Genomic DNA, 13,925 nt, shown 5'->3' on the forward strand with positions numbered 1-13,925 from the left:
GGCTCCAACGATGGCACGGCGTGTAGTCGTTCACCGGTCGAATCGTGGGAGATGCCACATATTCGCGACACTGCGTCACTAAGGGTGATCATCGGACCCGAACGGGTCACGGGTCACTCCTCGAACTCGTCCTCCGGGCCGGGGCCACCGCCGCCGCGCATCAGCCAGATGACGTTCTCGAGCTCGTCGGGCTTGATGAGCACGTCGCGGGCCTTCGATCCCTCCGAGGGACCGACGACCCCGCGCGTCTCCAGCAGGTCCATCAGCCGGCCCGCCTTCGCGAAGCCGACACGGAGCTTGCGCTGCAGCATCGACGTCGACCCGAACTGCGAGGTCACGATCAGCTCGGTGGCCTGGACGAGCAGGTCGAGGTCGTCGCCGATGTCCGCGTCGACCTCCTTCTTCTCGCTGGCCTTCTGCGCCGTGACGCCCTCGAGGTACGTCGGCTCGGCCTGGTCCTTGGAGAACTGGACGACGTCGGAGATCTCCTCGTCGGAGACGTACGCGCCCTGCATGCGGACGGGCTTGCCCGCGCCCATGGGCAGGTAGAGCCCGTCGCCCATGCCGATCAGCTTCTCGGCGCCCGGCTGGTCGAGGATGACCCGGCTGTCGGTCAGCGACGACGTCGCGAACGCCAGCCGCGACGGCACGTTCGTCTTGATCAGGCCGGTGACGACGTCCACGGAGGGCCGCTGCGTCGCGAGGACGAGGTGGATGCCGGCGGCACGGGCCTTCTGCGTGATGCGCACGACCGCGTCCTCGACGTCGCGCGGCGCGGTCATCATCAGGTCGGCGAGCTCGTCGACGATGCAGAGGATGTACGGGTAGGGCCGGTAGACGCGCTCGCTGCCCAGCGGGGCGGTGATCTCCCCGGAGCGCACCTTGCGGTTGAAGTCGTCGACATGGCGGACCTTGTTGGCCTGCATGTCCTGGTAGCGCTGCTCCATCTCCTCGACCAGCCAGGTCAGCGCCGAGGCAGCCTTCTTGGGCTGGGTGATGATGGGCGTGATGAGGTGCGGGATCCCCTCGTAGGGCGTCAGCTCGACCATCTTCGGGTCGATGAGGATCATCCGGACCTCCTCGGGCGTGGCCCGGGAGAGCAGCGAGACGAGCATCGAGTTGACGAAGCTCGACTTGCCGGAGCCCGTGGAGCCCGCGACGAGCAGGTGGGGCATCTTCGCGAGGTTCGCGCAGAGGAAGTGGCCCTCGATGTCCTTGCCCAGCCCGATGACCATCGGGTGCTGCTCGTTGCGCGCGTTGGCCGAGCGCAGCACGTCGCCGAGGCGGACCATCTCACGGTCGGTGTTGGGCACCTCGATGCCGACGGCCGACTTGCCCGGGATCGGGGCGAGCAGCCGGACGTTGTCGGTGGCGACGGCGTAGGCGATGTTGCGGGTGAGCTGGGTGATCTTCTCGACCTTGACCGCCGGGCCGAGCTCGATCTCGTAGCGGGTGACGGTCGGGCCGCGGGTGAAGCCGGTCACCTGCGCGTCGATGTTGAACTGTTCGAGGACGCCGGTGATCGCCTCGATCATGGCGTCGTTGGCGCTGCTGCGGGTCTTGGGGACCGGGCCGCCGGGCAGCATGTCCGGCGGCGGCAGCTTGTACTCGGTCTCGCCCAGCGGTTCCCGGATCGCCAGCGACATCTGCTCGCCGGTCGGCGGGTTGTCGGGCTCGGAGACGGGTTCGATGACGCGGACCGGCTTGCGCGGCGCGCGGGGAGGGGGCGGCGGGGGCTCCTCCGCGGCCGGTTCCGGCATCGGCGCGGGAGTGTCGGCCTCGTCGTCGGCGTAGGCGTAGGCGTCCGCGGCGCTCTGCCGGCGACGCGACGGGCGCCGCAGCCGGGCAGGCGGGGCCTCCTCGTCGACGGGGTCGGCGGCGGCCTCGTCGTCGTGGCGCTCGTCGGACTCCTCGTCGATGTCCTCGTCGCCGGCCACGGGCTTGCCGAGCAACCGCCGGGTGCGGTTGGGCAGCTCCCTCACCGGCGTCCCGGTGAGGACGAGGAAGCCGTAGCCGGTGAGCAGCACCAGCACCGGGACGGCGACGAACGGGCTCAGCCCGCTCGCCAGCGGCGTCCCCGCGAGGTATCCGAGGCCGCCACCGGCCCCCGACCACAGGCCGGGCTCGGTCGGCGAGCCGGAGAACAGGTGCACCAGCCCCAGCACGCCCAGAACCATCAGCAGCGTGCCCACCGCGACCCGCGGTCGCGACTCCGGATGGGCCTCCGTCGTCATCAGCACGATGCCGACGACCACCAGCAGCAACGGCAGCAGTACGCCCGGCGTCCCGAACACCGCCCCGACCGCAGCCGAGAAGCCGCGCCCGACAGGGCCGCCCGCACCCCACCAGATCCCGGCGGCGGCGATGACGGCCAGCACGATGAAGCCGACACCGAGGCCGTCGCGGCGGTGCGCGGGGTCGATCTCGCGGGTGCGCCCGGCCGCCTTCCCCGCCGACTTCCCCAGCTTGACCACACCGCGGCCGACCGCGTCGATGCCCTTGTCGATCAGGTCCGGGCTCTTCTTCGCCGGTGCCGGCCTGCGCGACGTCGACGGCTTGCGTCCCGACGTCGAGCCGCGCGAGCGCGACGCCCCCGAGCGCGAGGCTCCTGAGGAGGGACGGCCCGACCCTGCGGCGGCCCGCGTCGTTCCGCGGGCACCACCGGTCGACGCACGTCCTGCCATGCCCGACACGGTAACCGGGCGAGCCCGATGATCCGGGGACCGACGCACCCGACAGGGGAATGCGGTCCCGGTCACCGGCGGGCGGCGGTTGTCAGTGCACCACCCGCGGCGGCGCGGCGTCGAGCACGAGTGCCTGGCGCTTGCCGTGCACGGTCAGGTATCGCAGACCGTCCGTCCCCGCCTGGAAGCGGCGGCGGGACCGGCGAGGCAGCCACACCATCGCGCCGGCCTCCAGCAGGAGGTCGTTGCGTTCGGTGGTGAGCACGCCGCTGCCGTCGAGGACGACGAACAGGACGTCGAGATCGGGGCCCTCGTGCTCACCGACCTCGGCGCCCGGCGCCAGCCGGACGATGTTGGAGTCCAGGTCGCGCTCGCGCATCTCCAGCTTCCACTCGACCCCGGCGGCATCGGGGGCCTTCGCCCCGGCGCGCAGGTCCCCGACGACTCGTGGCAACGAAGCGGCTGCGAGCTTGCTGATCCGGATCCGCCACACGGGCCCGCGCTCGACGTACTCCCAGCCGTACCCGTCGGGCAGGTCGGAGTCGAACTCGTCGCGCAGGTGCTTCGGATCGTGGTTGTTGACCAGGACGAACGACTCGCCCACGGCGAGGGCGTCGTAGGTCCGGAAGATCGTCGGGTGCTTGTCGGGCTTGCGGAGCGGGCGGACGTCGAGCTCGAGCGCGGTCATGGTGCCAATTTATACAAGTGCCCGCTGTGTAAACTCAAGACGTGGCCTATGTGATCGGACTCCCCTGCGTCGACGTACTCGACCGGGCCTGCGTGGACGAGTGTCCGGTGGACTGCATCTACGAAGGTGAGCGCGCCCTCTACATCCATCCCGACGAGTGCGTCGACTGCGGCGCCTGCGAGCCGGTCTGCCCGGTCGAGGCGATCTACTACGAGGACGACCTGCCCGAGGCCCTGCAGCAGCACCAGGCCGACAACGCCCGGTTCTTCGCCGTACCCCTGCTGGGCCGGGACGCCCCGCTCGGCAGCCCGGGTGGGGCGGCCGAGCTCGGCCGCCTCGGGGTCGACACTCCGCTGGTGGCCGACCAGCCGCGCCTCACGTGAGCGGGGAGCGTGGACCCGGCCGTCGCGACGAGGTGCTCGCCACCCTGCGCGGCTCGCCCGAGCCGATGAGCGTCGCAGAGATCGCCTCCCGTCTGCACGTCCACCCGAACACGGTCCGGTTCCACCTCGACATTCTCGTCGACGACGGGCGGGCCGAACGCGCGCCGGTCGTCCCGGCCGGCCCGGGCCGGCCGCCCCTGTTCTTCCGGGCGCTACCCGGGATGGACCCCGCCGGCCCGCGCAACTACCGGCTGCTCGCCGCGGCGCTCGTCGGGAGCCTCGCCGCCGGCCCCGACCCCGCCACCGCGGCGGCCACCGCCGGACGCGCCTGGGGGGCCCGGCTGGCCGGCGGCTCCCCAGCCCGGTCCGCATCCGACGGGGTGCGCTCGCTCGTGACCCTGCTCGACGAGCTGGGCTTCGCCCCGCAGTGGCCCGGCGCAGGACGGGCCGACGGGCAGATCGCCTTGCGACACTGCCCGTTCCTGGAGCTGGCGACCACCGACGCCCATGTCGTGTGCCCACTGCACCTCGGTCTCATGCAGGGAGCGATGCACGCGCTCGCCTCCCCCGTCTCCGTCGACCGGCTCGAGCCCTTCGCCGGCCCCGACCTGTGCCTGGCCCACCTGTCCCTGTCCCCGTCCACCAGCGGGGACGACACCCGAGAGGACGATCACTGATGTCCGCAGGACCCGCCGTCGCAGTCGCCATGACCTTCGGCTGGCTCGGCATGGTGCTGGCGATCTCGTTCCTCGAGGCACCGCTGAAGTTCCGCGCCCCCGGCGTCACCGTCCCCATCGGCCTGGGGATCGGCCGACTCGTGTTCCGCGCGCTCAACACCGTCGAGCTCGTCCTGGCACTGGCGCTCGTCGTGGTCGCAGTGCTCGGCGCGGTGCCGGCCACGGCCGTCGTCGCGGGCGCGGTCGCGATCGTCGTCCTCCTCGCGCAGCTCAGCCTCGTCCGGCCGCGGCTGTCGCGCCGCTCGGACGCCGTGCTCGCCGGTGGCGACGCCCCGCGGTCCCCCGGGCACCTCGCCTATGTCGCGCTCGAGATCGTCAAGGTCGCCGCCCTCGTGTTCACCGGCGTCGCACTGCTCACAGCCTGACCGCACCCCGACATCACCCGGAGGACACCCCGTGCACACCCCCGATCCGATCGCCCTCGACGCCCTGGCCGATACCCACCTCGCCGCGGCCAGGACCGCACCTGGCGGGCGCAGCGCCCACACCGTCGTCGGCGGGCGGACTGCCAGGCTGCGCCAGACGCTGGTCGCGCTGGCTGCAGGCCACGGTCTCGCCGAGCACGACAACCCCGGCGAGGCGACCCTTCAGGTGCTGCGCGGCCAGGTGGAGCTCCGCAGCCGCGCGGGCACCGTCAGCGGCGGAGCCGGCGCCCTGCTCGTCGTCCCACCCGAGCGGCACGACCTGTGGGCCGTCGAGGACTCCGCGGTGCTGCTGACCGTCGTCGCCCGCGAGGGGTGAGCGGCCGCTGCTCGACGGCCGGTGCGTCGCCGACCCGGTGTGCCCTGGCTGCGCACGTCGCGAGCAGGGCAGCCATCGCGGCTGGGCACTCGACGGTCATCACCGAACCTCCGCGCACCGGCTCGCCGCCGCCGGTCCGCCGGTCGCCGTACGGACCGCCGGTGACGACCCCGGCGGCCCACGTCAGACCGCGATGACCGTCGGCACGATCATCGGGCGGCGGCGGTAGGTCTCCCCCACCCATTTGCCGACGACCCGCCGCACCGCCTGCGCGATCCGGTGCGGGTCGGTGATGCCCTCGTTCTCGGTGCGCGACAGCTCGTCCTCGATCAACGGCAGCACGGCCTCGAGCGCCTTCGGGTCGTCGGAGAACCCCCGGCCCGACACCGTCGGCGGCGCGACCGCACGACCTGTCCGCGCGTCGACCGCGACACTGATCTGGATGAAGCCACCCTCGCCGAGGGCCAGCCGGTCCGACAGCGTCGTCTCGCCGATGTCGCCCACGGACAGCCCGTCGACGTACACCCGCCCCACCTCGACACGCCCCGCGATCGATGCGATCCCATCGACCAGGTCGACCACCACGCCGTTCTCCGCCAGCACCACACGCTCCTCCGGAACGCCCGTCTGGACGGCCAGGCGGCCGTTGGCACGCAGGTGACGCCATTCGCCGTGCACCGGCATGACGTTGGACGGGCGGACCGCATTGAACAGGAACAGCAGCTCACCGGCCGGGGAGTGCCCCGACACGTGGACCTTCGCGTTGCCCTGGTGGATCACCTTCGCGCCGAGGCGGGTCAGGCCGTTGATCACGCCGAACACCGCGGTCTCGTTGCCCGGGATCAGCGAGCTTGCCAGGATGATCGTGTCCTCCGGGCGGATCCGCACCGACCGGTGGTCGCCGCGCGCCATCCGCGACAGCGCCGAGAGCGGCTCGCCCTGCGACCCCGTCGACACCAGCACCAGCTGGTCGTCGGGCAGCGACATCGCCTCGTCGAGGTCGACCAGCAGCCCGTCCGGGACCTGCAGCAGATCCAGCTCACCCGCGATGCCCATGTTGCGCACCATCGACCGGCCCACCAGGCACACCCGGCGGCCGTGCTTCGCCGCCGCGTCGAGGACCTGCTGGACACGGTGCACATGGCTGGCGAAGCACGCCAGGATGATCCGTGACGTCGCTCTGTGGAAGACGCCCTCGATGACCGGGCCGATCTCCCGCTCCGGTGTCACGAAGCCGGGCACGTCGGCGTTCGTCGAGTCGACCAGGAACAGGTCCACGCCCTCGTCCCCGAGGCGGGAGAAGCCCGCCAGGTCGGTGAGCCGGCCGTCGAGCGGGAGCTGGTCGAGCTTGATGTCGCCCGTGTGCAGCACCAGGCCCGCCGGCGTGCGGATCGCGACCGCGAGCGCGTCCGGGATCGAGTGGTTGACCGCGAAGTACTCGCAGTCCCACGGGCCGTGGTGCAGCCGCGCACCCTCCGCCACCTCGAGCAGGTGCGGCGTCAGGCGGTGCTCCTTGCACTTGGCCGCCACCAGCGCCAGCGTGAACTTCGAGCCGACGATCAGCAGGTCCGGCCGCTGCCGCAGCAGGAACGGAACCGCCCCGATGTGGTCCTCGTGGCCGTGGGTCAGCACGAGCGCGTCGATGTCGTCGAGCCGGTCCTCGATCGCCCGGAAGTCCGGGAGGATCAGGTCGACGCCCGGCGAGTCCTCCGAGGGGAACAGCACCCCGCAGTCGACGACGAGCAGCCGGCCGTCGTACTCGAAGACCGTCATGTTGCGGCCGATCTCGCTGATACCGCCCAGCGCGAACACCCGCAGCCCGCCCGCGGCGAGCGAGGCGGGCGCGTGCATGGGCAGCTCGGCGGCGTTCTCGGCGTCGGGCGGCGGAGCGGGCACCGGACGGTCGCGCCGGTTCGAGCGGGAACGACGGTCGGCCCTGCGGTCCGACCGGGCAGGAGGACGTGTCACCGGTATGCGACCTCCGCACCGAGATCGACGGCGGCCCGGGCACCCAGCGCACCGTAGCCACGATGGGTCTCCTGGCCGACCGCCTCGGCGTCCAGCGCGATCCCCGCCGCCGTCAGGTCGACGACGATCGCCGCGACCTGCTCGTCCGTGGCCGGAGGCAGTGGCAGCCGTGGGTCACCGACGTCGATACCGCGCAGCTTCAACGCCGTCTTCGCGAACACCACCCCGCCGACGCGGCCCATCGCCCGGATCACCGGCAACGTCGCATAGTGGAGGTTGCGGGCGCGGTCGTGCTCGCCCGCCTCGTACGCGTTCAGCATCGCGCGCAGCCGGTCGGCCACGACGTGCCCGATCACACTGACGAAGCCCACCGCCCCCACCGACAGCCACGGCAGGTTCACCGGGTCGTCGCCGGAGTAGTAGGCCAGCGTCGTCGTCGCCAGCACCTCCGTGCCGACGCGCAGGTCGTTGCGGGCGTCCTTGACCGCCACGATCCGCGGATGCTCCGAGAGCTTCTGCAGCGTCTCCAGCTCGATCGGGATGACGCTGCGCGGCGGGATGTCGTAGAGCATCACCGGCAGGTCGGTCGCATCCGCGACCGTCGTGAAGTGTGCGACCAGCCCGGACTGCGGCGGCCGCGAGTAGTACGGCGTCACCAGCAGCAGCCCGTGTGCGCCCGCCTTCTCCGCCTGACGGGCCAGGTTCACGCTGTGGCGCGTGTCGTACGTCCCGGCTCCCGCGACCACGACCGCCCGGTCGCCCACCGCGCTCACGACAGCTCGGACCAGCTCCGCCTTCTCTGCGTCGGACGTCGTCGGGCCCTCACCGGTCGTGCCGTTGACCACGAGCCCGTCGTTGCCCAGGTCGACGAGGTGTGACGCCAGCTCCTCGGCTTTGGCGAGGTCCAGCTCCCCGTCGGCGTCGAACGGGGTGAGCATGGCGGTCAGCACCTGACCGAACGGGCGGCCCGGTGGCCGCGACGGAGCTGGGGTCATGGGTCATGACCGTACCTGCGTGCCGCCCGATCCGGGCTGCCGACCGGCTGCGTGCGCGACTGGTCACAACCCGCCCGGCGCTACAGCCCCCGGCCGGACCTGCGGTACCCCTCGACGTCGGGCGCCGCACCCTCCAGCTCCACCCGGCACGCCTCCCGGCCGAACGCGTGCAGCGCCACCTCCGCCGGCTCGCCCACGATCGTCACCAGCCCCGGGCCCGTCCGCACCACGTGCACCGCACCGTCGGGCCTGCGCACCACCACACCCACCGGGCTGCGCCGCCACAGCAACCGGCCCATCCGGCCGATCAACCCCCACAACGCGGTGTCGCGCGCCTCGTCGGCCGGCCGCGGCTCCCAGCCCGGCTCACCACGCCGCACGTCCTCGTGGTGGACGAAGAACTCCGCGCCGTTCGCGAACTCGTCGACCTTTCCCACCCGGTACGGGGACCAGGCCGGCGGGCCCTCCCGCAGATCGTCGATCATCTCCTGCCACGGGGTGTCGGCGTAGCCGTGCATCGCGCGGTCCGTGATCGGCGCCAGCGCCGACAGCAGGATCCCCGGCGCAGCCCACGGCTGACGCTCCCGCACCAGCAGGTGCGCCAACAGGTCACGGCTCGTCCAGCCCGCACAGAGCGTCGGCCGGTCCGGGCCCGACCGCTCCAGCTCGTCACACACTGCCGCTCGTTCGGTCGTCGCGAGGCTCACGGTCGCGAACCTAGCCGTCGCAGGCGCCGCGCACCGGGCGGGTGGCACGTCCGTCCGGTCTGTTGTCGGGTGGGCGGATGCAGGATGCCGACAGCCACCCCGGGCCCGACCACCGTCTCGGGCTCGACCGGCAGATCGCCACCATCGCCGGCGAGGGCGCCCGGCTCGGCGCCACCGTCCGCCGCGACCCCACCCGCCCCGCTGCGCTCCTGCCCCGACTGGCCCGGCTCCGACCTGCTCGCCCACGTCGACGCCTTCGCCCGCTGGGTCGTCGGGCTCGTCGACGGCACCGGCCAGCTCGACCGCGACCTCCCCGACATCGACCCTGCGGAGGCTGACGCCACCTGGGACGACGACCTCGCCCAGCTCGCGCGACCCTGCGCGCCACCCCGCCCGACGCGCCGGCCCGCAACTGGGCCGTCTCCCCCGACACCGTCGCCTTCTGGCAGCGCCGCGCCGCCCACGAGCTCACCGTCCACCGCTGGGACGCCCAGACCGCCGCCGGCCCCGCGCCCGCCCACGGCGACGCCCGACCGACACCTGCGTCGCTGCAGACGGGGTCGACGAGTTCTTCGACGTCTTCGTCGCGACGGGCCTCGCCGCCGGCATGGTCCCCCGCTCCGCCGCAACCCTGGCCGTCGAGCTCACCGACGCGGGCGCCCGTCGCGAGCACGACCTCCCCGAAGCCGGACCCGTCACCACCATCCGCGGCCCCGCCGCCGACGTCCTGCTCGCCGTCTGGGGCCGCGCGCCCCTGCAGGCCCTGCACGCCGACGGCGACCCCTCGGTCCTGGAGAACTGGCCGCGCATCTGACGATCCCCGATCGGCGGCATCGCCCGGGCCCCTCCCCGACGAACGGTGTCGAGCCGCCGGACCACGCAGCGTGCGACGAGCCCCGTCGAGCTCGACGTGGGGCTTGGTGCCCGCCGCCCGCCGGAGAAGTCTCGTGTCGAACTCGGCGGAGCCAGCGACTCGCTACCCCTCGGTGACGACGCTCGGGCGCTCCGCTACCCCTCGGTGACGAAGGGGCTCGACGCGATCTCGGAGCCGTCCTCGAGCTTCTGGATGTCGAAGTCGTTGAAGACGTTGGGGACCTCGCGCTGCAGCTGGCGCAGGCACTCGACGGCCAGCTCGCGGATCTCGACGTCGGCGTGCTCGGAGGCGCGCATCGCGATGAAGTGCCGCCAGGCCCGGTAGTTGCCGGTGACGACGATGCGGGTCTCGGTGGCGTTGGGCAGGATCGCGCGGGCGGCCTGCCGGGCCTGCTTGCGGCGCAGCGTGGCGTTGGGGACGTCGGCGAACCGCTTCTCCAAACCCGCCAGCAGCTCGGTGTAGGCCTGGACCGCCGCCTCCGCCGCCTTCTCGAACATCTCGTGCAGCTCGGGGTCGTCGCCGATCGCGTCGGGCTCGACCATCGCGGCGTCGCGCTCGGGGACGTAGCGCTGCGAGAGCTGCGAGTAGGAGAAGTGGCGGTGCCGGATCAGCTCGTGGGTGAGCGAGCGCGAGATGCCGGTGAGGTAGAAGCTGACCGTGCCGTGCTCGAGCACCGAGAGGTGGCCGACCTCGAGGATGTGCCGCAGATAGCCGGCGTTGGTGGCCGTGGCCGGGTTGGGCTTGCCCCACGACTGGTAGCAGGCCCGGCCGGCGAACTCGGCCAGGGCCTGACCGCCGTCGGCGTCGGTGGTCCACGGCACGTCGGACGGCGGGAAGAACTCGGTCTTCGCGACGAGCTGGACGCCCAGGCGCACGATCTCCGGCATACCGGCAGCGTAACCGGGCACCCCGGCACCCCGATCGAGGCCCCGGGGACGATCCGCCGTCCCCGCACGTTCCTTCGGTGAGCACGGCGAGCGCCAGAAGTGCCGTCACCAATACCTTGCGATGACACCACAGTGACGCCATAGTGGTGTCATGGATGTCAGTCAGTACGTAGCGCAGCTGCGGGAGGACCTCTCCTCCGCCGCGGCCGCCGGCGACGAGCAGACCCGGCGGACCGCCGCGCTGCTCGGCGCGGCGATCGAGCCGGCCGCCCGGCTGGCCGTCATGAACGCCCTGTCCGACCTGGCCGCCGAGGTCACCGCCGCACTGGGCGACCGGGTCGTCGAGGTCCGGCTCGACGGCCGGGACGTGCGGGTCGTCGTCACCGGCGACGAGCACGCCCCCGAGCCCGAGCCCGAGCCCGCGCCCTCGATGCCGCCGCTCGGCGGCGACGCCGGCGACATCAGCCGCATCACGCTGCGGCTCGTCGAGCAGATCAAGGGCCAGGCCGAGCAGGCCGCCGCGGCGCAGGGCGTCTCGCTGAACTCGTGGGTCGCCCAGGCCGTGCAGGGTGCGCTGTCCGGGCGCGGCGGCAACGGCGGCAACTGGGACCGCGGGAACTGGGACCGGGGCAACTGGGACCGCGGCGACCGTGGTGGTCGTGGCCGTGGTGGCCGCCCCGACGACGGACGCCGCGTCCGCGGCTGGGTGCAGGGGTGATGACGATGAGCGACGAGACCCACGACGAGACCCCCGACCTCACCAAGGACAGCTCCGCCGGGGGCGACACCGGCGCGGCGGACCTCGGCCGTGAGGAACGCTGGGACACGACGGGCCCCGCGGAGCTGGAGCTGACGATCGACGTCGGCTCGGTGACCGTCGAGCTCTCCGACACCACCGAGGTGTGGGTGGAGGTCCGGCACGAGCCCCGCGGTGGCAACGTCTGGACCAACGGCATCGCCGGGCTGGTCAACTGGATCGGCTCGGCCACGAGCCGCGGCGGGTTCCCGCAGATGCAGGGCGGTTTCCCCGCCGGCATTCCGGCGTTCGACGAGGGCGTCGAGGAGCTCGCCGCCAAGGCCGTGGCGGCGACGGAGATCCGCTGGTCGGAGACCTCGCGACGGCTCGTGGTGCGCTCGCCGCAGGAGATGCCGCTGCGGATGATCCCGCTGGCGGTGACGGTCCGGGCGCCCGTGGCATCGCGGCACGCGGTGCGTACCGGCGCGGGCGACGTCTCGGTGACCGGCCGGGCGGGCTGGGGGGCGGTGCGCACCGGGTCGGGCGACGTCAGGCTGGAGGAGACGGGCGGCGACGTCGACGTCACCACCGGGTCGGGCGACGTCGACCTCGGCCCCGTCGCCGGGCGGGCGAAGGTCCGCACCGGGTCGGGCCGCATCGCGGTCGCGGCGCTGGGTGGTCCGAGCCAGGTCAAGACGGGCAGTGGTGACGTGGAGCTCGGCGAGGTGACGGGCGATCTGGGTGTCCGCACCGGGTCGGGCGAGGTCCGGGTCACCGACGCGGTGTCGGGTTCGCTCGACCTCACGACCGGATCGGGCGGGGTCAGGATCGGGGTGCACTCCGGTGTCGCCGCCGAGCTGGACCTGTCGTCGGGGACGGGACGGGCGCGCAGCGAGCTGGAGGTCGGCCGGGTCGCCCCGCAGCAGGCTCCGGCGTTGCGCATCCACGGCCGCGCCGGGACCGGCGACGTCTTGGTGACGCGGGCGGCAGCCGCAGTCTGATCGACATGCCGGGTGGGGGCCCGGCTCGCCGGTGGGAACCCGGTCGCGCTGGGGAGCGGCGACCGGGTTCTCCCACGGCCGGGCACGGTTCGTCGGCACCGCGACGGACGGCACGCCGACGCCGCGCGGAGTTCGACACAGGACGCGCCCGACAACCGTCGAACCAGTCCCAGGTCGACCTCGACGAGAGTCGGGTCGCGCCGTCGTCCGTCGGGACCAGCCCGCGGCCGCGACGTCCGCCGGCCACCGCAGGGCATCGCGCGGGCCGCGCTGTCAGAGGGCGCGGACCTCCCGGTCGAGTGCCGGAGCCAGCCCACCCCGCTCCCCGACGACGACCTTCTCGAGCCCCAGCCAGCCGGCCATCGCCTCGAGCTCGGCGGCCAGCTCGGCGGCGACCCGCCGTTCGTCGGCACCCTCGACGCCCGCCTCGGCGAACGCGCCCTTGACCCGCAGCGTGCCCGCGGCGCGGTCCGACTTGAGGTCGACGCGCGCGACGAGACGGCCGTCGAGCAGGAACGGGAAGACGTAGTAGCCGAACTCGCGCTTGGGCTCGGGCACGTAGATCTCGATGCGGTAGCGGAACCCGAAGATCCGTTCGGCTCGGGCGCGTTCCCAGACCAGCGGGTCGAACGGGCAGAGCAGCGCCCGTCCCACGACCTCGCGCGGCACCCGCACCCCGGGCGCCCGGTAGGCCGGCCGTGTCCAGCCCCGCACGGTGACACGCTCGACCGCGCCCTCTTCGACGAGCTCGGCGAGGGCGCGACTGTTGCGGTCGGGGCCCAGGCGGTAGTAGTCACGCACCTCGGGCTCGGTGGCCACCCCGAGCGCAGTGACCGCCTTGCGGACCAGGCGGCGTGCCGCCTCGTCGTCGGCAACTGGCGGTGCCCCGAGCACCGCTGCGGGGAGAACGCGTTCGGGCAGGTCGTAGAGGCGCTGGAAGTGCACACGGGTGCCGGTGGTGAGCTCCCCGACGCCGAAGAGGTACTCGCAGATGCGTTTGACGTCGGACCGGTCCCACCACGTGGCTCCCGGCGGGCGCGGCGCGGACCGGCCGCCGAGCGCGTTCTCCAGCGTGCCCGCTCCGACAGGCCCGAGCTCCTTCACCGCGGCCAGTACGTCGGCCACCAGCCCCGGGTCGCGTTCGACGAGTGGCCCGTAGTTCCGCCACCAGCCGCGGCGTTTGGCGCCCGACAGCAACAGCGGCCAGTCCTCGACGGGCAGCAGGCACGCCTCGTGAGCCCAGTACTCGGCCAGCAGCCGGGGGCGGCGTGCCGAGTGCGACCAGGCCGCGTCGTCGACGAGCTCGCGCGGATACGGGCCGAGGCGCGCGAAGAGCGGCATGTAGTGGGCGCGGACGGCGACGTTGACCGAGTCGAGCTGGAGCAGGTGCAGCCGGCCCAGGACGCGCTGCAGGTGCCGGCGCGTGACGGGGCCGGTGGGCCGCCCGTCGGCGAAGCCCTGCGCGCCGAGCACCGTGCGGCGCGCGACGTCGGCACCGATCGCGAGCGTCCCGTCCCTGACCAC

Annotated in this window: 14 protein-coding genes and 1 pseudogene; 8 read left to right on the forward strand and 7 right to left on the reverse strand. The window is 73.1% G+C overall.

Annotation, left to right across the window (positions count from 1 at the left end; genetic code table 11):
- Nucleotides 1–113: 113 nt before the first annotated feature.
- Both TOK_RS11650 and TOK_RS11655 read right to left on the reverse strand, forming a co-directional pair.
- Nucleotides 114–2,684 carry a DNA translocase FtsK gene (locus TOK_RS11650; RefSeq protein WP_098957858.1) on the reverse strand — a complete coding sequence of 857 codons (2,571 nt, stop codon included), beginning with the start codon at nucleotides 2,682–2,684 and terminating at the stop codon, nucleotides 114–116.
- Nucleotides 2,685–2,775: 91 nt separating this feature from the next.
- Nucleotides 2,776–3,372 carry a DUF2249 domain-containing protein gene (locus TOK_RS11655; protein ID WP_098957859.1) on the reverse strand — a complete coding sequence of 199 codons (597 nt, stop codon included), beginning with the start codon at nucleotides 3,370–3,372 and terminating at the stop codon, nucleotides 2,776–2,778.
- A gap of 41 nt (nucleotides 3,373–3,413) precedes the next feature.
- On the opposite strand from TOK_RS11655, the gene fdxA reads away from it, so the two are divergent.
- Genes fdxA through TOK_RS11675 form a run of 4 tightly spaced genes read left to right on the forward strand, consistent with a single transcriptional unit; the run spans nucleotide 3,414 to nucleotide 5,233 of the window.
- The gene (fdxA, locus tag TOK_RS11660; RefSeq protein WP_098957860.1) at nucleotides 3,414–3,755 is read left to right on the forward strand and encodes a ferredoxin; all 342 of its coding nucleotides are present in this window, start codon (nucleotides 3,414–3,416) and stop codon (nucleotides 3,753–3,755) included.
- Nucleotides 3,752–4,432 carry a metalloregulator ArsR/SmtB family transcription factor gene (locus tag TOK_RS11665; protein ID WP_098957861.1) on the forward strand — a complete coding sequence of 227 codons (681 nt, stop codon included), beginning with the start codon at nucleotides 3,752–3,754 and terminating at the stop codon, nucleotides 4,430–4,432. Before fdxA ends, TOK_RS11665 begins: the two co-directional genes overlap by 4 nt.
- Nucleotides 4,432–4,857: a hypothetical protein gene (locus TOK_RS11670; protein WP_098957862.1), complete on the forward strand. Its 426-nt coding sequence runs from the start codon at nucleotides 4,432–4,434 to the stop codon at nucleotides 4,855–4,857. The genes TOK_RS11665 and TOK_RS11670 overlap by 1 nt, the downstream gene beginning before the upstream one ends.
- Before the next feature lie 31 nt (nucleotides 4,858–4,888).
- Entirely contained in the window at nucleotides 4,889–5,233 is a 345-nt protein-coding gene (locus TOK_RS11675; protein ID WP_098957863.1) for a cupin domain-containing protein, read from the forward strand.
- 183 nt (nucleotides 5,234–5,416) lie between these two features.
- Here the strand turns inward: TOK_RS11675 and TOK_RS11680 are convergent, their stop codons facing one another.
- The 3 genes from TOK_RS11680 to TOK_RS11690 all read right to left on the reverse strand — a co-directional run bounded on the left by TOK_RS11680 (nucleotide 5,417) and on the right by TOK_RS11690 (nucleotide 8,903).
- Nucleotides 5,417–7,084 carry a ribonuclease J gene (locus tag TOK_RS11680; protein ID WP_172457533.1) on the reverse strand — a complete coding sequence of 556 codons (1,668 nt, stop codon included), beginning with the start codon at nucleotides 7,082–7,084 and terminating at the stop codon, nucleotides 5,417–5,419.
- Nucleotides 7,085–7,197: 113 nt separating this feature from the next.
- Complete coding sequence (gene dapA, locus TOK_RS11685; RefSeq protein WP_098957865.1) at nucleotides 7,198–8,196, reverse strand: 4-hydroxy-tetrahydrodipicolinate synthase; 999 nt, start codon at nucleotides 8,194–8,196, stop codon at nucleotides 7,198–7,200.
- Nucleotides 8,197–8,276: 80 nt separating this feature from the next.
- Complete coding sequence (locus TOK_RS11690; protein ID WP_098957866.1) at nucleotides 8,277–8,903, reverse strand: TIGR03085 family metal-binding protein; 627 nt, start codon at nucleotides 8,901–8,903, stop codon at nucleotides 8,277–8,279.
- Between the two features lie 377 nt (nucleotides 8,904–9,280).
- On the opposite strand from TOK_RS11690, the pseudogene TOK_RS35325 reads away from it, so the two are divergent.
- Nucleotides 9,281–9,385 (forward strand): annotated as a pseudogene (locus tag TOK_RS35325) (maleylpyruvate isomerase N-terminal domain-containing protein); the annotation flags it as partial.
- A complete protein-coding gene (locus TOK_RS34015) occupies nucleotides 9,385–9,717 on the forward strand; it encodes a hypothetical protein (protein WP_253258329.1) in 333 nt (110 codons plus the stop codon). The pseudogene TOK_RS35325 and the gene TOK_RS34015, both read left to right, overlap by 1 nt.
- Before the next feature lie 194 nt (nucleotides 9,718–9,911).
- Here TOK_RS34015 and thyX read toward each other — a convergent pair whose 3' ends face one another.
- Nucleotides 9,912–10,664 (reverse strand): FAD-dependent thymidylate synthase, encoded by a 753-nt coding sequence (thyX, locus tag TOK_RS11700; protein WP_098957867.1) that lies wholly within the window; start codon nucleotides 10,662–10,664, stop codon nucleotides 9,912–9,914.
- 151 nt (nucleotides 10,665–10,815) lie between these two features.
- Here thyX and TOK_RS11705 point away from each other — a divergent pair, with 151 nt between their 5' ends.
- Both TOK_RS11705 and TOK_RS11710 read left to right on the forward strand, forming a co-directional pair.
- Complete coding sequence (locus TOK_RS11705; RefSeq protein ID WP_098957868.1) at nucleotides 10,816–11,382, forward strand: toxin-antitoxin system HicB family antitoxin; 567 nt, start codon at nucleotides 10,816–10,818, stop codon at nucleotides 11,380–11,382.
- A 5-nt stretch (nucleotides 11,383–11,387) separates the two neighbouring features.
- Nucleotides 11,388–12,401 (forward strand): DUF4097 family beta strand repeat-containing protein, encoded by a 1,014-nt coding sequence (locus TOK_RS11710; RefSeq protein ID WP_141566358.1) that lies wholly within the window; start codon nucleotides 11,388–11,390, stop codon nucleotides 12,399–12,401.
- A gap of 273 nt (nucleotides 12,402–12,674) precedes the next feature.
- On the opposite strand, the gene TOK_RS11715 is transcribed toward TOK_RS11710, so the two are convergent.
- Nucleotides 12,675–13,925, reverse strand: coding sequence for a winged helix-turn-helix domain-containing protein (locus tag TOK_RS11715; RefSeq protein ID WP_253258326.1), 1,251 nt, complete (start codon nucleotides 13,923–13,925; stop codon nucleotides 12,675–12,677).

Source organism: Pseudonocardia sp. N23 (assembly GCF_002583555.1).
In the GTDB taxonomy this organism is placed as follows: domain Bacteria; phylum Actinomycetota; class Actinomycetes; order Mycobacteriales; family Pseudonocardiaceae; genus Pseudonocardia.